The organism is Streptomyces sp. NPDC104202 (assembly GCF_055584185.1).
In genome coordinates this window covers 86,243-104,866 of the sequence record NZ_JBVJMN010000008.1, presented here as the reverse complement: position 1 = coordinate 104,866, position 18,624 = coordinate 86,243, and the positions used below count along the sequence as shown (strand labels likewise).

Annotated in this window: 19 protein-coding genes; 12 read left to right on the top strand and 7 right to left on the bottom strand. The window is 73.7% G+C overall.

The window, feature by feature from the left end; genetic code table 11:
- The first annotated feature begins 32 nt into the window (after window positions 1–32).
- Window positions 33–1,025: an ATP-binding cassette domain-containing protein gene (locus tag ACZ60W_RS08170; protein ID WP_469754550.1), complete on the top strand. Its 993-nt coding sequence runs from the start codon at window positions 33–35 to the stop codon at window positions 1,023–1,025.
- Window positions 1,022–1,894 (top strand): ABC transporter permease, encoded by an 873-nt coding sequence (locus ACZ60W_RS08165; RefSeq protein WP_469754549.1) that lies wholly within the window; start codon window positions 1,022–1,024, stop codon window positions 1,892–1,894. Before ACZ60W_RS08170 ends, ACZ60W_RS08165 begins: the two co-directional genes overlap by 4 nt.
- A 13-nt stretch (window positions 1,895–1,907) precedes the next feature.
- Here the strand turns inward: ACZ60W_RS08165 and ACZ60W_RS08160 are convergent, their stop codons facing one another.
- Window positions 1,908–5,234, bottom strand: coding sequence for an AfsR/SARP family transcriptional regulator (locus ACZ60W_RS08160; RefSeq protein WP_469754548.1), 3,327 nt, complete (start codon window positions 5,232–5,234; stop codon window positions 1,908–1,910).
- Window positions 5,235–5,333: 99 nt separating this feature from the next.
- Here ACZ60W_RS08160 and ACZ60W_RS08155 point away from each other — a divergent pair, with 99 nt between their 5' ends.
- Window positions 5,334–6,128 (top strand): site-2 protease family protein, encoded by a 795-nt coding sequence (locus ACZ60W_RS08155; RefSeq protein WP_469754547.1) that lies wholly within the window; start codon window positions 5,334–5,336, stop codon window positions 6,126–6,128.
- Between the two features lie 4 nt (window positions 6,129–6,132).
- Here ACZ60W_RS08155 and ACZ60W_RS08150 read toward each other — a convergent pair whose 3' ends face one another.
- Together ACZ60W_RS08150 and npdG are read right to left on the bottom strand one after the other, a co-directional pair.
- Complete coding sequence (locus ACZ60W_RS08150; protein ID WP_469754546.1) at window positions 6,133–6,366, bottom strand: hypothetical protein; 234 nt, start codon at window positions 6,364–6,366, stop codon at window positions 6,133–6,135.
- A 47-nt stretch (window positions 6,367–6,413) separates the two neighbouring features.
- Complete coding sequence (gene npdG / locus ACZ60W_RS08145) at window positions 6,414–7,112, bottom strand: NADPH-dependent F420 reductase (RefSeq protein ID WP_469754545.1); 699 nt, start codon at window positions 7,110–7,112, stop codon at window positions 6,414–6,416.
- Between the two features lie 102 nt (window positions 7,113–7,214).
- Between npdG and ACZ60W_RS08140 the strand changes: the two genes are divergently transcribed.
- Entirely contained in the window at window positions 7,215–7,817 is a 603-nt protein-coding gene (locus tag ACZ60W_RS08140) for a hypothetical protein (RefSeq protein ID WP_469754544.1), read from the top strand.
- Window positions 7,818–7,978: 161 nt separating this feature from the next.
- Complete coding sequence (locus tag ACZ60W_RS08135) at window positions 7,979–9,286, top strand: MFS transporter (RefSeq protein WP_469754543.1); 1,308 nt, start codon at window positions 7,979–7,981, stop codon at window positions 9,284–9,286.
- Window positions 9,287–9,345: 59 nt separating this feature from the next.
- Here the strand turns inward: ACZ60W_RS08135 and ACZ60W_RS08130 are convergent, their stop codons facing one another.
- Complete coding sequence (locus ACZ60W_RS08130) at window positions 9,346–9,579, bottom strand: hypothetical protein (RefSeq protein WP_469754542.1); 234 nt, start codon at window positions 9,577–9,579, stop codon at window positions 9,346–9,348.
- A gap of 61 nt (window positions 9,580–9,640) precedes the next feature.
- On the opposite strand from ACZ60W_RS08130, the gene map reads away from it, so the two are divergent.
- Window positions 9,641–10,498 (top strand): type I methionyl aminopeptidase, encoded by an 858-nt coding sequence (gene map, locus ACZ60W_RS08125; RefSeq protein WP_469754541.1) that lies wholly within the window; start codon window positions 9,641–9,643, stop codon window positions 10,496–10,498.
- 115 nt (window positions 10,499–10,613) lie between these two features.
- On the top strand, window positions 10,614–11,264 hold the full coding sequence (locus tag ACZ60W_RS08120) for a biliverdin-producing heme oxygenase (protein WP_469754540.1): 651 nt from the start codon (window positions 10,614–10,616) through the stop codon (window positions 11,262–11,264).
- Window positions 11,265–11,360: 96 nt separating this feature from the next.
- Here ACZ60W_RS08120 and ACZ60W_RS08115 read toward each other — a convergent pair whose 3' ends face one another.
- Both ACZ60W_RS08115 and ACZ60W_RS08110 read right to left on the bottom strand, forming a co-directional pair.
- Complete coding sequence (locus ACZ60W_RS08115) at window positions 11,361–12,029, bottom strand: PhzF family phenazine biosynthesis protein (protein WP_469754539.1); 669 nt, start codon at window positions 12,027–12,029, stop codon at window positions 11,361–11,363.
- An 87-nt stretch (window positions 12,030–12,116) separates the two neighbouring features.
- Window positions 12,117–12,947, bottom strand: coding sequence for an HtaA domain-containing protein (locus ACZ60W_RS08110; RefSeq protein ID WP_469754538.1), 831 nt, complete (start codon window positions 12,945–12,947; stop codon window positions 12,117–12,119).
- Between ACZ60W_RS08110 and ACZ60W_RS08105 the strand changes: the two genes are divergently transcribed.
- From ACZ60W_RS08105 to ACZ60W_RS08085, 5 genes are all read left to right on the top strand, one after another.
- Entirely contained in the window at window positions 12,939–13,163 is a 225-nt protein-coding gene (locus ACZ60W_RS08105; protein WP_469754537.1) for a hypothetical protein, read from the top strand. The genes ACZ60W_RS08110 and ACZ60W_RS08105 overlap by 9 nt on opposite strands.
- 194 nt (window positions 13,164–13,357) lie before the next feature.
- Window positions 13,358–14,515, top strand: coding sequence for an iron uptake system protein EfeO (gene efeO / locus ACZ60W_RS08100; protein WP_469754536.1), 1,158 nt, complete (start codon window positions 13,358–13,360; stop codon window positions 14,513–14,515).
- A 31-nt stretch (window positions 14,516–14,546) separates the two neighbouring features.
- Window positions 14,547–15,818 carry an iron uptake transporter deferrochelatase/peroxidase subunit gene (gene efeB, locus ACZ60W_RS08095; RefSeq protein WP_469754535.1) on the top strand — a complete coding sequence of 424 codons (1,272 nt, stop codon included), beginning with the start codon at window positions 14,547–14,549 and terminating at the stop codon, window positions 15,816–15,818.
- Between the two features lie 27 nt (window positions 15,819–15,845).
- Window positions 15,846–16,727 (top strand): iron uptake transporter permease EfeU, encoded by an 882-nt coding sequence (gene efeU, locus ACZ60W_RS08090; protein WP_469754534.1) that lies wholly within the window; start codon window positions 15,846–15,848, stop codon window positions 16,725–16,727.
- Complete coding sequence (locus tag ACZ60W_RS08085; protein ID WP_469754533.1) at window positions 16,684–17,709, top strand: SCO2278 family lipoprotein; 1,026 nt, start codon at window positions 16,684–16,686, stop codon at window positions 17,707–17,709. Before efeU ends, ACZ60W_RS08085 begins: the two co-directional genes overlap by 44 nt.
- 37 nt (window positions 17,710–17,746) lie before the next feature.
- Here ACZ60W_RS08085 and ACZ60W_RS08080 read toward each other — a convergent pair whose 3' ends face one another.
- Window positions 17,747–18,526: a bifunctional DNA primase/polymerase gene (locus ACZ60W_RS08080; protein ID WP_469754532.1), complete on the bottom strand. Its 780-nt coding sequence runs from the start codon at window positions 18,524–18,526 to the stop codon at window positions 17,747–17,749.
- Window positions 18,527–18,624: the final 98 nt, after the last annotated feature.

The window sequence follows — 18,624 nt, the reverse complement described above, 5'->3', positions numbered from 1 at the left end:
AATTGTCGGTGGCCCCTGGTCTAGTAGCGACCATGACGCGATCACACACCAACGCCGTCGAGGTCCGGGGCCTCGTGAAGCACTTCGGCGAGACGAAGGCCCTCGACGGGGTCGACCTGGACGTACGGGAGGGCACGGTCCTCGGGGTGCTCGGCCCCAACGGCGCCGGGAAGACCACCCTCGTCCGCTGTCTGTCCACCCTCCTCGCCCCCGACGCCGGGACCGCCGTCGTCGCCGGCTTCGACGTGGTGAAGCAGCCCCGGCAGCTCCGCCGCACGATCGGCCTCACCGGGCAGTACGCCTCGGTCGACGAGAAGCTGTCCGGCTTCGAGAACCTCTACATGATCGGGCGCCTGCTCGACCTGTCCCGCAAGGACGCCCGGAGCCGCGCCGACGAGCTCCTGGAGCGCTTCTCGCTCACCGAGGCCGCCAAGCGGGCCGCGATGACCTACTCCGGCGGCATGCGCCGGCGGCTCGACCTCGCCGCCTCGATGATCGGGAAGCCCGCCGTCCTCTACCTGGACGAGCCGACGACCGGTCTCGACCCCCGTACCCGCAACGAGGTCTGGGACGAGGTCCAGCGGATGGTCTCCGAGGGCGTCACCGTCCTCCTCACCACCCAGTACATGGAGGAGGCGGAGCAGCTCGCGAACGAGCTGACCGTCATCGACCGCGGCCACGTCATCGCCAACGGCAAGGTCGACGAGCTGAAGGCCAAGGTCGGCGGCCGCACCCTGAAGATCCGTGCCGCGGACCCGGCGGAACTGCCGGCCATGGCGTCGGCGCTGCGCGAGACCGGGCTGGACGGTGTCGCCGGCTCGACCGTCGTGCCCGACGAGGACGCGCTCTACGTGCCGATCCTCACCGACCAGCAGCTGACCGCCGTCGTGGGCCTGCTCGGCGCGCGCGGCTTCGGCATCGCCCACATCGGCACCCACCTGCCCAGCCTGGACGAGGTGTTCCTCGCGATCACCGGCCAGAAGTCGACCACGTCCGACGCGCTTCCCGAGGAGGTCGCCGCATGAGCGCCACCACGACCACCACCGAGCTCTCCACGTCCCCCGCCGACGCCGCCCCGGGTCCCGACCGGTCCCCGGCGCGTCCGGCCGGCGGCGAGGGCCGCATCGGCCTGCGGGCCAACATCCGCCACATCGGCGCGCTGGCCCGCCGCAACGCCCTCCAGATCAAGCAGGACCCGGAGTCGATGTTCGACGCGGTCCTGATGCCGATCATCTTCATCCTGCTGTTCGTGTACGTCTTCGGCGGCGCGATCGCCGGCAAGGGCAACAACGACGCGTACGTCAACTACGTGACCCCCGGCCTGATGGCGATGATGGGCATGAACATCGCCATGGGTGTCGGCGTCGGCATCAACGACGACTTCAAGAAGGGGGTGATGGACCGGTTCCGGACGATGCCGATCGCCCGCTCCTCGGTCCTCATCGCCAAGATCGTGGTCGAGGTCGGCCGCATGATGATCGCCACCGCGATCCTGCTCGGCACGGGCTTCCTGCTCGGCCTGGAGATCAAGACCTCGTTCGTCGAGCTCCTCGCGGCCATCGGCCTCGCGGTGGTCTTCGGCGCCTCGCTGATGTGGATCTTCATCCTGCTCGGTCTGACCATGAAGACGGCCCAGGCCGTCCAGGGCATGGCCATGCTCGTCCTGATGCCGCTCCAGTTCGGCTCCTCGATCTTCGCCCCGCCGACCTCGATGCCCGGCTGGCTGGAGGCGTTCACCGACTACAACCCCCTGTCGAACCTCGCCGACGCGGCCCGCGGCCTCATCAACGGCGGTCCGATCGCCCACTCCGTGTGGATGACCCTCGGCTGGGCCCTGGCGATCACGGTCGTCACGGCGCCGCTGGCGGTCTCCAAGTTCCGCAAGAAGACCTGACCGGAGCGGGGGCTCAGGACTCGGCGCGCTCTCTGATCGCGTCGGCGGCGCGACCGAGCAGGGCGGCGGCCTCCTCCGAGGAGAGGCCGCCGCCTTCGTCGTACGCCGCCGCGAACGCGTCCGCGCCGAGCGCGGCCCTGACGGCCTCCGTGGCCCGCTCCAGGTTCTGCCGCTCCAGCGGCGGCGCCAGGTGCCCCGGCTGCACCAGCCCCTCCCGGGCGCCGAGCAGCACCGCCCCGGTCCGGGCCGACGCACCGCCCAGCCCGCCCAGCGCCCACGCGGCGGTGGCGAGGTGGACCGCCGTCATCTGCGGGGCCACCATCATCGACAGCGCGCCCAGGGACCGCTCGTACGCCTCTGCGGAGTGCTCCAGCGCGGACGCGTAGTCCCCGTCCAGGTTGTCCAGCCAGCCGAGGCTGCCGAGCGTGAAGCCCTCGAAGATGGAGAGCGTCTCGGAGTCGAACTCGCTCCGCAGGTGCTGGAGGTGCTCCCTCGCCTCGGCCGTCCGGCCGCTGCGGCCGAGCGCCAGCGCGAGGAACAGCCGTGCCCCGAGCAGGGGTTCGTGGCTCCAGGTGTGCCCGCCGTCCGCCAGGATCCCGCGCAGGATCGCCACCCCCTCGTCGAGCCTTCCGGTCTCCACGAGGATGTCCGCGTACCGGGCCCGCAGCAGCGCCATCTGCGACTGGGCGCCGATCCGCTCCGCGTAGCCGATGGCGGCCTCGAAGTCCTCGGCGGCGCCCTCGAACTCCAGCCGCCGCTCCCGGGCCTCGGCGCGGGAGGAGAGGGCCTCCGCCGCGCCCCACGCGTCGCCGAGCCGGACGAAGATCTCCAGGCTCTCGTCGGCGTCGGCGCCCGCCTCGCCGGCCCAGTCGGACCGGTTGGCGAACATGTCGGCGCGCATCTGGAGGGCGTTGGCCAGCTCCCAGTCGTAGCCGTGCCGGCGGCAGGAGTCGACGGTCGTGTCGAGGAGTTCGCGCAGCCGGCCCGCCTCGCCGATGAGGAGCACCGCGAAGACGGCGAAGGAGCCGGGGAGCCGGCAGGTCTGGGGCAGCCCCGGCGCGTAGACGGCGGTCATCTCCCGCAGCCGCCGGACGCCGGCGGCGCTGGTCCACCGGCCCGTCTCGTGGTCCATGTTGAGGAGTTCGATCAGCCGCACCCCGCGCCGCGCCTCCCAGCGCTGCTCCTCGGAGAGCGGCGGCGGCAGCGCGGTGCACGGCTCGTGCAGGGGGGTGACGGGGGCGGCGGGCGGCGCGAACGGGTCGGGGCCGAGGGCGGCCGCGGCCCGCGCCCACTGGAGCGCGTCGACGCGCAGGTCGCGCATCTGCCAGTACCAGAGCAGCGAGTGGACGAGGACGAGCGCCTCGTCCTCGTCGCGGGCGGCGACGGCCCTGCGCAGCGCCGTGCGGAGGTTGCCGTACTCGGCACCGAAGCGGGCGATGGCGGCGACCTGGCCGGCGCCCCGCAGCTCGGGGTCGAGCCGGCGGGCCAGCTCCCGGTAGTGCGTGAGGTGGCCGCGTTCGGCCGCCCCGCGCTCGCCCGCCTCGTCGAGCCGCTCCGCGGCGTACTCCGCGACCGTCTCCAGGAGCCGGTAGCGCATCCCCGCGTCGTCCGGCTCCGACACGACGAGCGACTTGTCGACCAGCGAGCCGAGCACGTCGAGGACGTCGGCCCCGGTGTCGGCGCAGACCGCCTCGGCCGCCTCCAGGTCGCCGCCGCCGGTGAAGACCGCCAGCCGGCGCAGGACGGCCCGTTCGGGGTCGTCGAGCAGGTCCCAGGACCAGTCGACGACCGCCCGCAGGGTCTGCTGGCGCGGCAGCACGGTCCGGGCCCCGGAGGTCAGCAGCCGGAACCGGTCGTCGAGCCGGTCGGCGATCTGGCGCAGGGTCAGCATCCGCAGCCGGGCGGCGGCCAGCTCGATCGCCAGCGGCAGACCGTCCAGCCGCCGCACGATCTCCGCCGCCGCCTCCGCGTCCTCGTCCGTCCGGAACCCGGGGCGGACGGCCGCGCCGCGCTCCCCGAAGAGCCGCAGCGCGGTCCGCGCGGGCAGCGGGCCGAGCGGGCGCAGCACCTCGCCGGGCACCCCGAGGGGCTCCCGGCTGGTCGCGAGGACCCGGAGTCCGGGGCAGCGGGCGAGCAGGGTCTCGGCCAGGGCGGCCGCGGCCGCCACCAGGTGCTCGCAGTTGTCCAGGAGCAGCAGCATCCGGCGGCCCGCGCAGTGCTCGACGAGCCGGGCGAGCGGGTCGTCGCCGGTCCGCAGCTCCTCGGCGCCGGCGCCGCGCAGGACGGTCTCGCGGGCGCCGACGGCGGCCAGCACGGCCTCGGGCACGGCCTCCGGGTCGCGCACGGCGGCGAGTTCGGCCACCCAGACGCCGTCCGGCCAGGCCCCGGCCCCCCGCTCGGCCGCCTCCTGCGAGAGCCGGGTCTTTCCGGCGCCCCCGGTGCCGAGCAGGGTGACGAGGCGGGCGCCCCGCAGGTCCTCGCGGAGCGCGGCGATCTCGTCGTCCCGCCCGACGAAGCTGGTCAGCCGGGCGCGGAGGTTGCCGGGCGCGGCGGGGGCGCGCGGGCCCTCCGGGTGCGCGGCGTGCGCGGGCGGGGCGGGGGCGCGGGCGGGCTCCGGCGCGGGGGCCAGCAGTTCGGCGTGGAGCGCGCGCAGGGCCGGCGAGGGGTCGGTGCCGAGCCGGTTGGCGAGGGCGCGGCGCACCGACTCGTACGCGGCGAGCGCCTCGGCGGCCCGGCCGGTGTCCCGCAGGGCGCGGATCCGCAGGGCCTGGAGGGTCTCGTCCAGCGGGTGGGCGGCGCAGAGCGAGGTCAGCTCGGGGAGGACGGCGGGCGCCCCGCCGAGGGCGAGGGCGGCGTCGAGCCGGGCGCGGCGGGCGTCGAGCCGGCGGGCCTCCCAGCGGACGGCCTCGGCGTCCCGGTCGGGGAGGTCGGCGAGGGCGGGTCCCCGCCAGAGCGCGAGGGCGTCGTCGAGGACGGCGGCGGCGCGGGCCGGGTCCCCGGCGCCGAGTGCGGCGACCCCTTCGGCGGCGAGGCGCTCGAAGCGCCGGGCGTCGACGTCCTCGGGGCGGGCGTCGAGCCGGTAGCCGCCCTCGGCGGAGACCACCCGGTCCCGGCCGACGGCCTTGCGCAGCCGTCCGACGAGGGCCTGGAGCGCGGCGACGGCGTCGGCGGGCGGCTCGTCGCCGTGCCACACCTCGTCGACGAGGTCGGGCACGGGCACGGTCCGGCCGGCCCGCAGGGCGAGCACGGTCAGCAGCGCGCGGACCCGCGGGCCGCCGACGGTGACGTCGGTGCCGTCGGGCGCGTGGGCGAGGGTCGGGCCGAGCACGGAGTAACGCACGGGTCCCATTCTCCGCGAGACGGTCCCCGGCGGCGGAACTCGCCCCGCCCCCCGGTACGTTTCCCCCGCACCAGCCCTCCGTCCCCGGGAGTTCCCTCGATGACCACGGCCACCACCCGGAGCCACGAACGGCGGATCAGCCCCGTCTTCCTGGCGATCCTCGCCGTCATGGCCGTCACCGGCTGGGCGGTGTGGACGGACTTCGCCGCCCAGCCCGGTCTGGCGGTCTTCCTGTTCGTGACGTCGGCGTGGGTGGTGTCGCTCTGTCTGCACGAGTACGCGCACGCCAGGACGGCGCTGCACGGCGGGGACATCACGGTCGGCGCGAAGGGCTATCTGACCCTGAACCCGCTGGCCTACACGCACGCGGTGCTGAGCGTCGTCCTGCCGGTGCTGTTCGTGATCATGGGCGGGATCGGTCTGCCCGGCGGCGCGGTCTTCATCGAGCAGGGCCGGATCAAGGGCCGCTGGAAGCACAGCCTGATCTCGGCGGCGGGTCCGCTGGCGAACGTCCTGTTCGCGCTGGTCTGCACGGCGCCCTTCTGGCTGGGCGCCCTGGACGGCGTGCCGGTGGCCTTCCGGTACGCGCTGGCGTTCCTGGCGTTCCTCCAGGTGACGGCGGCGATCCTGAACCTGCTGCCGGTGCCGGGGCTCGACGGGTACGGCGTGGTGGAGCCCTGGCTCTCGTACGGGGTGAAGCGGCAGATCGCGCCGTACGCGCCCTACGGCTTCTTCGTCGTGATCGCGCTGCTGTTCGTGCCGGCGGTCAACGGCGCCTTCTTCGACGCCGTCGACGGGCTGATGCGGGCGCTCGGCGTGCCGGAGCTGAGCCGGTACTGCGGTGCGCAGATGTTCCGCTTCTGGGAGGGCACCCCGGACGTCTGCGGGGTCTGATCCCCTAGGCGTCGGCGGCCTTCTCGGTGCGGGCGCGGCGGACGTAGTACCAGGCCATGTTCGAGGAGAGGCCCGCGAGGAGGACCCAGACCACGCCCAGGAAGTTGCCCTGGACGAAGGAGACGACGGCCGCGGCGACGGCCAGGGCGCAGACGACGAGGGCGTAGAGCGCGAGGCGGGGCATGGGGGACGACTCCTGTCCGGGTACGGCCGATGGTGCCCGTCCAGTGTCCCCCATGCCCGGATGCGTCCGGTCTCCGGCTCCGTCACCCGGCCGGGGGCGGCTCAGACGTCGGTGACCCGCAGCCCCGCGTGGGCCTTGTAGCGGCGGTTGACCGAGATCAGGTTGGCGACGAGCGACTCGACCTGGTGGGCGTTGCGCAGCCGGCCGGCGAAGACCCCGCGCATGCCGGGGATGCGGCCGGCGAGGGCCTGGACGAGCTCGACGTCGGCGCGCTCCTCGCCGAGGACCATCACGTCCGTGTCGATCTCCTCCAGCGCGGCGTCCTGCAGGAGGACGGCGGAGAGGTGGTGGAAGGCGGCCGTGACCCGGGACTCCGGGAGCAGCGCGGCGGCCTGCTCCGCGGCGGAGCCCTCCTCGGGCTTCAGGGCGTAGGCGCCCTTCTTGTCGAAGCCGAGCGGGTTGACGCAGTCCACGACGAGCTTGCCGGCGAGTTCCGTGCGCAGGGACTCCAGGGTCTTGGCGTGGCCGTCCCACGGCACGGCGACGATCACGATGTCGCTGCGGCGGGCGACCTCGGCGTTGTCGGCGCCCTCGACGCCGTGGCCGACCTCCGCGGCCACGGCGCGGGCCCGGTCGGCGGCCCGGGAGCCGATGAGGACCTGCTGGCCGGCCTTGGCGAGCCGGTAGGCGAGGCCGCGGCCCTGGTCGCCGGTGCCGCCGAGCACGCCGACGACGAGACCGGAGACGTCGGGGAGGTCCCACGGGTCCTTGGGGGCGGGCTTGGTGTCAGTCGTAGTCATGGCCCCGACATTACCGACCGGTCGGGGCCGTGGACCTCTCGTACGGGTGGAACGTCGGCAACCGGCCGCACGGCGGGCCCCGCTGCGGCAGGATGCGGGCCCATGGATGCCGTACGGGTCGCGTTGCTGCGGGAAGTGCTCGCCGGGACCGAGTGGCCGGCGGCGGCCCGCCGGTTCGCGGGTGCGCTGCGCTCCTCGGTCGTGCCGCACCGGGGCGGGCTGCTCCTGGTGGGCACGGAGGAGTACGAGCCCTGGCACCTGGCGGCGCACCTCGTCGACGAGGCCGCCTGGTCGGGGCTGCCCGAGCTGGCGCCGACGCTGGTGCGGCACCGGGTGCGCCCGGGCGATCCGGCGCACCTCGCGGTCGGCCTCGGGCGGCTGGAGGCGGCCGGGCGCGGGGCGACGCTGCTGATGGTGGCGCCCGGCCGGCCGGAGCCGGGGCTGCTCCAGCGGGTGCACGACGCCCGGCGGGCGGGGGCGACGGTGCTCTCGCTCGACGGCGGCGACACGGAGGTGCGGGCGCTGGCCCACGAGACGCTGGCGGTGACGGAGGAGGCGGGTGTGGACCTGGACACGGTCCAGCACCTGGTGAGCGCGGCGGCCGGCGAGAACAGCCTGCCGTCCCCGCGCGGGAGCCGTCGCCTGCGCGACCGGCTCTCGGCGCTCGCGGACCGTCTGACGGCCCCGCCGCCGGCCCGGTGGTGAGGGCGGGGGCCCTGGCGGACCGGCCCCGCCGGTGGGCCGCGGCTCCGGCGGCCGGACGGGCCGCGGTGACGCGGCGCCGTCCGCCCGCCGTCGGTCCGGGACGCCCGACCGCCCAGTAATCGGGTTGCCCCGGGCACCGCGCCGACGGAACATGTCCCCTCGTGTCCTCCCCCCTTCTTTCCCGGCTCTCCGCCCTGCTGCCCGACACGGCGCCGTGGAGGTCGTCCCGCGACTTCCGGCTCCTGTGGGTGCAGGGGCTCGTCACCTACTTCAGCAGCGCGATGGCGATGATCGCCCTGCCGCTCCAGATCAAGGAGCTGACGGGCTCACCGCTCGCGGTCGGCGCGATGGGCGCGGTCGAGCTGGTGCCGCTGGTGGTGTTCGGCCTGTACGGCGGGGCGCTCGCGGACGCGGTGGACCGGCGGAAGGTGATCCTGGGGACGGAGGCGGGGCTGGGGCTGCTGGCCGGCCTGCTGCTGCTCAACGCGCTGCTGCCGGAGCCGATGCTGTGGCCGCTGTACGTGGTGGCGGCCGGGGTCTCGGCGCTCGCGGGGCTCCAGCGTCCGGCGCTGGACTCGCTGCTGGCCCGGATCGTGCCGCACGAGCAGCAGACGGCGGCGGCCGCGCTGAACTCGCTGCGCTGGCAGATGGGCTCGATCGCCGGTCCGGCGATCGCGGGTCTCGTCGTGGCGTGGGCGGGTCACGCGCCCGCGTACGGGGTGACGATCGCCGGCTTCGCGGTCTCGGTGCTGATGTGCCTCCGCCTCTCCCCCGCGCCGGCCGCGCGGGACGCGGAGAAGCCCTCGCTGCGGGGCATCGCGGAGGGAGCGCGGTACGCCTGGTCAAGGCCGGTACTGCTGGGCACGTACGCGGTCGACCTGGCGGCGATGTTCTTCGCCTTCCCCAACACGATCTTCCCGTTCCTCGCGGACGAGCTGGACGCCGACTGGTCGCTGGGGCTGATGTACGCGGCGGGCTCGGTCGGCTCGCTGGTCCTGGGGCTGACCAGCGGCTGGACCTCGAAGGTGCGCCGGCACGGGCTGCTCGTGGTCGGGGGCGCGGCCGGCTGGGGGCTGGCGATCGCGGCGGCGGGCTGGTTCGGCAACGTCTGGCTGGTGCTGCTCTGCCTGGCCTTCGCGGGCGCGGGCGACATGCTGAGCGGGCTCGGCCGGGCCACGATCTGGAACCAGACGATCCCGGAGGAGCTGCGCGGCCGGCTGGCCGGGATCGAGGTGCTGTCCTACAGCGTCGGCCCCCAGCTGGGCCAGGTCCGGGCGGGTCTGATGGCCGGCTGGACGGGCACGCGCGCGGCGATCTGGTCGGGCGGCGTGGCCTGTGTCGCCTCGGTCGGGCTGCTCTGTCTGGCCCTGCCGAAGCTCCTGTCCTACGACTCCGCCACCGACGAGGACTCGCTGCGCCGCAAGGCCCAGCAGGAGGAGGCCCGGCGGGAGGCCGCCGGGGCCGCCTGAGCGGCCCCGGCGCGCTCCGGCCGTGCGGGACCGGCCCGCCCCCGGCGGGGGCGGGGCCGTCAGTCGTCCGGGGCGTCCTTCTTCCCCGGGCCGTCGTGCCAGCGCGGGTCGGTCTCCCACTCCAGGTTCCGCTCGTGGGCGGACTCCATGGCGTGGGCGGCCTCCTCCCGGCTCGCGTACGGGCCGAACCGGTTCTTCGCGGGGCACTCGGGGCCCTCTTCGACCTTCTTGTGCTCCAGGCAGTAGTACCACTCGCCCGGTTTGCCCACCGTGCGCTTCTTGAACAGGGCCATCGTCGTCGGCTCCTTCCTCCGAGACCATGCTGCCCCAGACCCGGTCGTTAGACTCGCTGGCATGTCTGGCCAGTCGCTTCTCGTACCGGGGGAGCTCTCCCCCCACCGTTCCGTTCCGGGCTCCATCCGCCGTCCCGAGTACGTCGGGAAGCCCGCACCGACTCCGTACACCGGGCCCGAGGTGCAGGATTCCGACACCATCGAACGGATGCGGATCGCCGGCCGCATCGCCGCCCGGGCGATGGAGGAGGCCGCCAAGCACATCGCCCCGGGCGTCACCACCGACGAGCTCGACCGGGTCGCGCACGAGTACATGTGCGACCACGGCGCCTATCCCTCGACCCTCGGCTACCGCGGGTTCCCGAAGTCGCTCTGCGCGTCGATCAACGAGGTCATCTGCCACGGCATCCCGGACTCCACGGTGCTGCGGGACGGCGACATCGTGAACCTGGACGTCACGGCGTTCATCGGCGGCGTCCACGGCGACAACAACGCCACCTACCTCTGCGGCGACGTCGACGAGGAGTCGCGGCTCCTCGTCGAGCGGACCCGCGAGTCCCTGAACCGGGCCGTCAAGGCGGTGCGGCCGGGACGTCAGATCAACATCATCGGACGGGTGATCGAGTCCTACGCCAAGCGCTTCGGCTACGGCGTCGTCCGCGACTTCACCGGTCACGGCATCAACTCGTCGTTCCACTCCGGGCTGATCGTCCCGCACTACGACTCCCCGCACCATACGACCGAGATCAAGACCGGCATGACCTTCACGATCGAGCCGATGCTCACGCTCGGCACCCACGACTACGACATGTGGGACGACGGCTGGACCGTGGTGACCAAGGACCGCAAGCGGACCGCGCAGTTCGAGCACACCCTCGTGGTGACCGAGAACGGGGCCGAAATCCTTACGTTGCCCTGACCCCGCGACGGGGTAGCTTCTTTACCGACAGGACGTCGGGAACCAGTTGACTTAGGTAAGCCTAACTTGGCAGGATCGTCACTGGTTCCCGTCCCATCGGTCCCGGAGGCACGCCTTGGACACGCCCTTCTCCACGTTGATCCGTACGGCTTCGCACGAGCAGCACACGGAGGCGGAGACGTCGTCCTTCATGGGCGACCTGCTGGGCGGACGGCTGGGCGTCGACGCGTACGCGCGGTACACGGAGCAGCTCTGGTTCGTCTACCAGGCCCTGGAGGAAGGGGCCGAGGCGCTCCGAGAGGACCCGGTCGCCGGCCCCTTCATACAGCCCGAGCTCTTCCGCACGGCCGCCCTGGAGCAGGACCTCGCCCACCTGCGGGGCGCGGACTGGCGCGCCGGCGTCTCCCCGCTCCCGGCCACCGTCGCGTACGCCGAGCGGGTCGCCGAGTGCGCCCGAGCCTGGCCCGCCGGCTACGTGGCCCACCACTACACGCGCTACCTGGGCGACCTGTCGGGCGGTCAGATCATCCGCGACAAGGCGGAGCGCACCTGGGGCTTCGACCGCAAGGGCGCCGGCGTGCGGTTCTACGTCTTCGAGGAGATCGGCAACCCGGCCGCGTTCAAGCGGGCCTACCGCGAGCTGCTCGACGGGGTGAACGCCGACGACCTGGAGAGGCAGCGGATCGTCGACGAGTGCAAGCGCGCCTTCGCCTTCAACAGCGCGGTCTTCCACCAGCTCGGCGGCGAGTTCCCGCTGAGCGCCTGATCCGCGCACTCCCCGGACGCGCCGGTGCCCCCGTGCCCGGCGCGTTCGTCGTCGTGCCGTCCGCCGTCCCGTGCCGCCCCGTCCCCGGGGCGGTCGTTAGAGGGTGAGCGTGCGCTCCAGGCGGACCCGTCCGCCCAGCTCCACGATGCCGTCGGGGCCGGGGGCGGTCAGCAGCTGCGACCCCCGGCCCTGGGTGATGTTGAGGGCCCGGCCCAGCTCGGCCGTGAGCAGCAGCGCGGCGGCGCCGGTCGCCTCGTCCTCGTCGATGCCGTCGCCGCGTCCCGGGAAGCCCCGCGCCCTGATCCGGCCGGCGGCCTCCTCCTCCCAGGCCCAGGCGTAGATCCACTCGCCCGGCTCGGGCACGTCGAGGGCCTCCACCTCGGCGGCGGAGCCGTACTGGCGCAGGGTCCGGGGCGGCGCCCACTCGGCGCGCGCCTCGATCCAGGTGAACTCCCCGTCCCCACGGACCCACACCTCGCCGGCCGGCGGGTGGACGACCTCCAGGTCGAGCAGCCAGGCGGCGCCGACGAGGGGGTGCCCGGCGAAGGGCAGCCGGAGGCCGGGGGTGTAGATGTCGACGATCCCGCGCTCGGGGTCGTCCACGAACACCGTCTCGCTGAAGCCGAGTTCCTTGGCGAGCGCCTGCCGGGTGGACTCGTCGGGGTGCGTACGGGCGTCCCGTACGACTCCGAGCGCGTTGCCGTGCCGGCCGTCGCCCGCACAGAAGACCCGGAGGACGTCGATGTCAGTGGCCGTCGTGTTCATGCCGGAATTGAACCACCCGCGCGGGGAAGGCGGCAGGGCCGCACCCGTGGATCGGGTGCGGCCCCGCCCTTTCGGGGGGGTGGCGGATCAGGAGTCCGTGGCGCGGCGGCGCACGGCGATCACGACGGCCGCGCCCGCGGCGGCGGTCAGGCCGGAGGCGGCGAGCAGGAGGCCGGTGGGGGCGCCCGAGCCGGTGGCGGCGAGCGCGGCGGCCCCGCCCGCGGTGCCGGCGCCGCCGACCGTGCCGCCGCCGACCGTGGCACCGCCGAAGGCGCCGCCGGTGGAGGTGCCGCCGGTGCCGCCCGTCGTGCCGCCGGTGGCGGAGGGGGAGCCCGGGGTCGACGGGAGGGCGGTGTCCGCGTCGGAGGAGAGGGTGAGGGTGACCGCGTCGACGGCCGTGCCGGCGCGGTAGAAGCTCGCGCCGTCGGGGCCGGCGAACTGGGCGGCGCCGTCCCCGGTGAGCCGGGCCGGGATGCCGGCGAGGGTGACGACGCCGTTCGTCGCGGTCCAGTCGGCCCGGGACAGGTCCAGGTCGGCGAAGGCCACGTCGTCACGGGTGCCGCGGGCGGTGGTGACGTCGGCGGTGAGCGTGCCGGTGGTGCCCTTCGCCTTCACCTTGAGGTCGCCGACGGTCCAGTCGATGCCGTGGGCGGCGCAGGCGAAGGCGAGCTTCCCGGAGAACGCGGCCTCGGCCTTGCGGGCGTCCGCGTCGAGGTCGGCCTTGACGAAGCCGAAGTCGTAGGAGGAGCCGTTCTTCTTCGCGCCGCCGAAGGGGGTGACGGTGCCGCCGCAGCTCTCGGCGACGTAGGCGCGCCGGCTCTCCTTGACGCCCCAGGTGAGCCTGCCGTTCACGACGCCCGCGGGGCCGGTCGCCGTCGGAGCCGTGGTCGGGGGCGGGGTGGGGTGGTCGTGCTCCACGACCTCGGGCTCGCGGCCGCCCATGCGGACCGGATCGCGGTGCTGCACGAGGGGCGGATCGCGGCGGACGGCCCGCCGGCGGAGGTGCTGGACGCGGAGCTGCTCGGCCGGGTCTACCGGCAGCCGGTGGAGGTCTTCCGGCACCCGGGGACGGGCGCCCCCCTCGTCGTGCCCACGCGCACCGGCTCCAGGGCCCGTTCGGATACCGGAGAGTAAACCAAAACAGGACAATCCCCCCCGCTTGACCTCTGCTTGACCAAACCATGAGAACCCCATGAGGACCCTGTGATCCCGCCGTGTCCGGCCCGCCGGACCTGAGAGCTGAATCACGGGACGGGTGGGTATGGCTGAGGTAAGCCTCGGTTAAGTTAGGTCCGCCTCACCCACGTCCCCGCGTTCATGGAGCCCTCATGCGAGCCGTCCGCCTCTCCGTCGTCACCGCAGCCGCGACCGCGGCCGCTCTGACCGCCGTCACGGGCTGCACCGAGAAAAGCGACGCGAAGGCCGCCGACGGCGCGATCACCGTCGTCGCCAAGGACGACTCCTGCGAGGTCTCCCAGAAGGAGTTCCCGGCCGGTCACGTGAAGCTGGCCGTCGAGAACCGCGGCTCCAAGGTCACCGAGGTCTACGTCCTCTACCCGGACGACCGGATCGTCACCGAGCGCGAGAACATCGGCCCCGGCACCAAGGCCACCGTCACCGCCGAGATCAAGGCCGGCGACTACGCCGTCGTCTGCAAGCCCGGCATGACCGGCGCGGGCCTGCGCCAGCCGGTCAAGGTCACCGGCGCCGGCGGCTCGACCGCCAAGCGCTCCCCCGAGATGGACGCCGCCGTCGCCGCCTACCGCCAGTACGTCCAGGCACAGGCCGACGAGACCCTGCCCAAGGTGAAGACCTTCACCGACGCCGTCCGCGCCGGTGACGTCGAGGCCGCGAAGAAGGCCTACGCCACGTCCCGCATCGGCTGGGAGCGCACCGAGCCCGTCGCCGAGTCCTTCGGCGACATCGACCCCAAGGTCGACGTCCGCGAGGACGGCCTGGAGGAGGGCCAGGACCCGGCCAAGGACTGGACCGGCTGGCACCGCCTGGAGAAGGCGCTCTGGCAGGACAAGAAGATCGGCGCCGCCGAGAAGACCCTCGCCGACACCCTGGACAAGGACCTGGCCGACTGGGTGAAGCGCGTCGGCAAGGCCGAGATCACCCCGACCTCGATGGCGAACGGCGCCAAGGAACTCCTCGACGAGGTCGCCAGCGGCAAGGTCACCGGCGAGGAGGAGCGCTACTCCCACACCGACCTCGTCGACTTCAAGGCCAACGTCGAGGGCGCGCAGAAGTCCTTCGAGCTGCTCAAGCCGGTCGCCTCGAAGAACGACGCCAAGCTCGTCGCCGAACTCGACAAGCAGTTCGCCGCGCTGAACACGCTGCTCGACAAGTACCGCGCGGACAAGAACGGATACGACTTCACCCCCTACGACAAGGTCGGCAAGGCCGAGCGCAAGGAGCTCTCCGACGGCGTCAACGCGCTGGCCGAGCCGCTCTCCAAGCTCGCCGCCGCGGTCGTCAAGTAGTCGTCGGATCGGCAGGGACGGGGACAGGGACATGCCCGAGGACATACAGGAGCAGCCGGCGGGCGGGGCCGCCGCGCCCTCCCGCCGCACGGTGATCGGCTGGGGCGGTGCCGGGCTCGCGCTCGGCGCCGCCGCGGCCGGCGGCGCGGCCGCCGTGCTCGGCCGCGACGGGGACTCCACCGTCCCCGTCGCCGACAGCGGCGCGGCCGTGCCCTTCCACGGGGCGCACCAGGCCGGCATCGCCACCGCCGTGCAGGACCGGCTGCACTTCGCCTCCTTCGACGTGAAGACGAAGGACCGCGAGGAGCTGGTCCAGCTCCTGAAGGACTGGACGCGGGCCGCCGAGCGGATGACGGCCGGCGCCGAGGTCGGCGAGGGCGCCTACGGCGGCCTGCCGGAGGCGCCGCCGGACGACACCGGCGAGGCCCTCGGCCTCAAGCCCTCCCGCCTCACCCTCACCATCGGCTTCGGCCCCTCGCTCTTCGACGGGCGCTTCGGGCTGAAGGACCGGCGGCCCGGGGCCCTGGTGGACCTGCCGAGGTTCCCGGGCGACAACCTGGATCCGGCGCGCAGCGGCGGCGACCTCTGCGTGCAGGCCTGTGCGGACGACCCCCAGGTCGCCGTCCACGCCATCCGCAACCTCGCACGGATCGGCTTCGGCAAGGTCGCGGTGCGCTGGTCCCAGCTCGGCTTCGGCAAGACGTCCTCGACGACCCCGGACGCCCAGACCCCGCGCAACCTCTTCGGCTTCAAGGACGGCACCCGCAACATCGCCGGCACCGAGACCGAGCGGCTCGCGCGGCACGTGTGGGTCTCCGGCAAGGACGCCGAGGGCGGCGCCGCCTGGCTGGACGGCGGCTCCTACCTGGTGGCCCGCCGCATCCGCATGAACGTCGAGACCTGGGACCGCACCCCGCTCGCCGAGCAGGAGGACATCTTCGGCCGCGACAAGCGCGAGGGCGCGCCGGTCGGCAAGGCCAAGGAGCACGACGAGCCGTTCCTCAAGGCGATGAAGCCCGACGCACACGTCCGGCTCGCCCACCCGGACAGCAACCACGGCGCGACGCTGCTGCGCCGCGGCTACTCCTTCACGGACGGCACGGACGGCCTCGGCCGCCTGGAGGCGGGCCTGTTCTTCCTGGCGTACCAGAAGGACGTCCGCACCGGCTTCATCCCGGTGCAGACCTCGCTGGCGTCCGACGCCCTCAACGAGTACATCCAGCACGTGGGTTCGGCACTGTTCGCCATCCCGCCGGGCGTCCGGGACAAGGACGACTGGTGGGGCAGGACGCTGTTCTCCTGACGGAGCTGACGGAGAAGGAGCACCGACGTGTTCGGTAACTATCTGATCGGCCTGCGCGAGGGCCTCGAGGCCAGCCTGGTCGTCTGCATCCTCATCGCCTATCTGGTGAAGACCGGTCGCAGGGACGCCCTGCGGCCGATCTGGATCGGCATCGGCGTGGCCGTCGGGGTCGCCCTGGCCTTCGGCGCCGGCCTGGAGTTCGGCTCGCAGGAGCTGACGTTCGAGGCGCAGGAGCTGCTCGGCGGCTCGCTGTCCGTCGTCGCCGTGGTCCTGGTGACCTGGATGGTCTTCTGGATGCGGCGCACCGCGCGGCACCTCAAGGCCGAGCTGCACGGGAAGCTGGACGCGGCCCTGCAGATGGGCACGGGCGCGCTGGTCGCCACCGCCTTCCTGGCCGTGGGCCGCGAGGGCCTGGAGACGGCGCTGTTCGTCTGGGCGTCGGTGCGGGCCTCGTCCGACGGCACGTACGCGCCGCTCGCCGGGGTCCTCCTCGGTCTGCTGACGGCGGTGCTGCTCGGCTGGCTGTTCTACCGGGGCGCGCTGAGGATCAACCTGGCGAAGTTCTTCACCTGGACCGGCGGCATGCTGGTCGTGGTGGCGGCGGGCGTCCTCGCGTACGGCGTGCACGACCTCCAGGAGGCGCGCTTCCTCGGCGGCCTCGCGGACAAGGCGTTCGACATCTCCGCGACGATCCCCCCGGACAGCTGGTACGGCACCCTCCTCAAGGGCGTCTTCAACTTCCAGCCGGACCCGACGGTCCTTCAGGTCACGGTGTGGGCGCTGTATCTGGTCCCGACGCTCGCGCTGTTCCTCGCCCCGATAGGGTCGGGTCCGTCCGTGCGGGTGGAGAAGCAGAAGGCGACCGATGAGAAGGCTGAGGCTGCGGCGAGCGCCGAGACGACCGGTTGAGCGACCGGCGAGGCTGCTCGCGGCGACGGCGGCGGCGACCGTCCTGACGCTGACGGCGAGCGGCTGTGTGACGGTGCACGGCGAGACGGCCCTGCTGCCGCCCGCCACGAAGGCCGAGGCCGCGCAGGCCGTCGCGGACTTCACGGCCGCGTACAACCGGGCCGACAAGGCGTACGACCCGGCCCTCGACGCGGGCCGGGTCACCGGTCCGCTCGGCGAGGTCAACCAGGCGGGGCTGCGCGCCCGGTCGATCACCACGCCCGGCGGCAACAAGGACCACCGGCCCCTGGAGCTGACGGACACCCGGTTCACGCTGCCCCGCAAGGCCGGCTGGCCCCGCTGGTTCGTCGCGGACGCCGACCCCAACCGGGACGTCGACGGGGGCGACGGCGACCAGCGCTGGCTCCTGGTCTTCGTCCGCAACGGCCCGCAGCAGCTGTGGGAGGTCGCCTACCTCGGCATCCTCGACGCGGACCGGGTACCGGAGTTCGCCGAGGAGGAGGGGTACGCGGTGCCCGTCGCCGCCGACTCCGACGCCCTCGCGGTCGCGCCCGGGGACCTGGGCCGGCGGTACGTCTCCTATCTGAAGGACGGCCGGCCGGGTCCGTTCGCCGCGGGCTCGCACACCACGGGCTGGCGGGCGGACCGGCAGAAGGCCGCCAAGCGGCCCGGCCTCGCCACCCAGTACCTCGACCAGGCCACCGACCAGGGCGACTTCGCGCCTCTGGGGCTGCGCACCCGCGACGGCGGGGCGCTGGTCTTCTTCGCGACCCGGTACTTCGAGCGGCAGACCGCGGCGCCGGGCTACCGGCCCAAGGTCAACGCCGACGTCAAGGCGCTGATGACCGGCGAGATCAAGAACACCGTCACCCGCGAGTGGGTCTCCAGCCAGGCGGTCCTGGTGAAGCCGGCGGGCCCGGACCGCGACTCCGTCGCGTTCCTCAGCCGTCTCCAGGGCGTGGTGGCCGCGCAGGGCTCCTAGGCCGTCTCTTCCGGATCTTGCCTGGCGGGTCAGCGGGTCAGCGGGTCAGCGGCCAGGCGATCTCGTGGGCCGTGTGCTCGCCGTCGCCGTCGGCCCCGAGGGCCGCCGCGTGGCGGGCGCAGGCGTCCTGGAGGGTCTCCAGGAGGTTCAGCGGGTCGGGCAGCGGGTGCTCGGGGCCGCGGACCCAGGCGACGACCGGATGGGCGCCTTCGTCCCCGGGGAGACGGGCCGGCGGGACGAGGACGTAGCTGCCGCGGCAGTGCCAGCGCAGCCCGGGGTGCTCGTCCATGGTCTCGGGGTGGCAGTCCAGCTCACAGGGCCACCACTCGTCCTCGTCCTCGGGGGTGCCGCGGGTGGCGGTGAAGAAGAGCATCCGGCCGCCGACGGTGTCGACGTCGGCGGACTCGGCGACCGGACCCACCTCGACGCCCTCGGCGAGGAGGCGCTCCAGGGCGGCGCGGCCGGCGGCCAGGGGGACGTCGAGGACGTCGTGGACCATGCCGGTGGCGGTGACGAAGTTGGCCGCGGGCTCGTTCCTGGCCCAGCGTTCGATCTGCGCGCGGTCGGTGGTCGACTGCGTCTGCCAGGCGAAGGAGACGGGGTGCCGGGCGGGGGTGGGGCAGCCGATCCGCTCACAGGAGCAGCTGTAGCCCACGGGGGACGCGGCGGGTGCCAGGGGCAGCCCGGCGGCGGCGATGGCCAGGAGCAGCGTCTCGCGTTCGTTCCCGTCGTCGGCCGCGGTGCGTTTGGGGCGCCTGCGCAGCCACTGTGCGAGTTTGCCGTCCGTGCCGCGGTAGCGGCCGATGCCGTCGCCCATCTATCCCCTCACACCTCATGCTCGCCCGTTCGGCTCTGCCCATGGTCCCACCATCCTGCGCCTCGGGTGACCGGAGTGCGGAACCGGGGTGCCCGGGG

What these genes read in the sequence shown, in the direction of transcription:
- ACZ60W_RS08140 (WP_469754544.1), top strand. Translation starts at nt 7,215, where the DNA reads ATGGATGCCGTACGGGTCGCGTTGCTGCGGGAAGTGCTCGCCGGGACC.
- ACZ60W_RS08170 (WP_469754550.1), top strand. Translation starts at nt 33, where the DNA reads ATGACGCGATCACACACCAACGCCGTCGAGGTCCGGGGCCTCGTGAAG.
- npdG (WP_469754545.1), bottom strand. Translation starts at nt 7,112, where the DNA reads ATGACTACGACTGACACCAAGCCCGCCCCCAAGGACCCGTGGGACCTC.
- ACZ60W_RS08085 (WP_469754533.1), top strand. Translation starts at nt 16,684, where the DNA reads ATGAGAAGGCTGAGGCTGCGGCGAGCGCCGAGACGACCGGTTGAGCGA.
- ACZ60W_RS08150 (WP_469754546.1), bottom strand. Translation starts at nt 6,366, where the DNA reads ATGGGGGACACTGGACGGGCACCATCGGCCGTACCCGGACAGGAGTCG.
- efeB (WP_469754535.1), top strand. Translation starts at nt 14,547, where the DNA reads ATGCCCGAGGACATACAGGAGCAGCCGGCGGGCGGGGCCGCCGCGCCC.
- ACZ60W_RS08165 (WP_469754549.1), top strand. Translation starts at nt 1,022, where the DNA reads ATGAGCGCCACCACGACCACCACCGAGCTCTCCACGTCCCCCGCCGAC.
- map (WP_469754541.1), top strand. Translation starts at nt 9,641, where the DNA reads ATGTCTGGCCAGTCGCTTCTCGTACCGGGGGAGCTCTCCCCCCACCGT.
- ACZ60W_RS08080 (WP_469754532.1), bottom strand. Translation starts at nt 18,526, where the DNA reads ATGGGCGACGGCATCGGCCGCTACCGCGGCACGGACGGCAAACTCGCA.
- ACZ60W_RS08130 (WP_469754542.1), bottom strand. Translation starts at nt 9,579, where the DNA reads ATGGCCCTGTTCAAGAAGCGCACGGTGGGCAAACCGGGCGAGTGGTAC.
- ACZ60W_RS08115 (WP_469754539.1), bottom strand. Translation starts at nt 12,029, where the DNA reads ATGAACACGACGGCCACTGACATCGACGTCCTCCGGGTCTTCTGTGCG.
- ACZ60W_RS08155 (WP_469754547.1), top strand. Translation starts at nt 5,334, where the DNA reads ATGACCACGGCCACCACCCGGAGCCACGAACGGCGGATCAGCCCCGTC.
- efeO (WP_469754536.1), top strand. Translation starts at nt 13,358, where the DNA reads ATGCGAGCCGTCCGCCTCTCCGTCGTCACCGCAGCCGCGACCGCGGCC.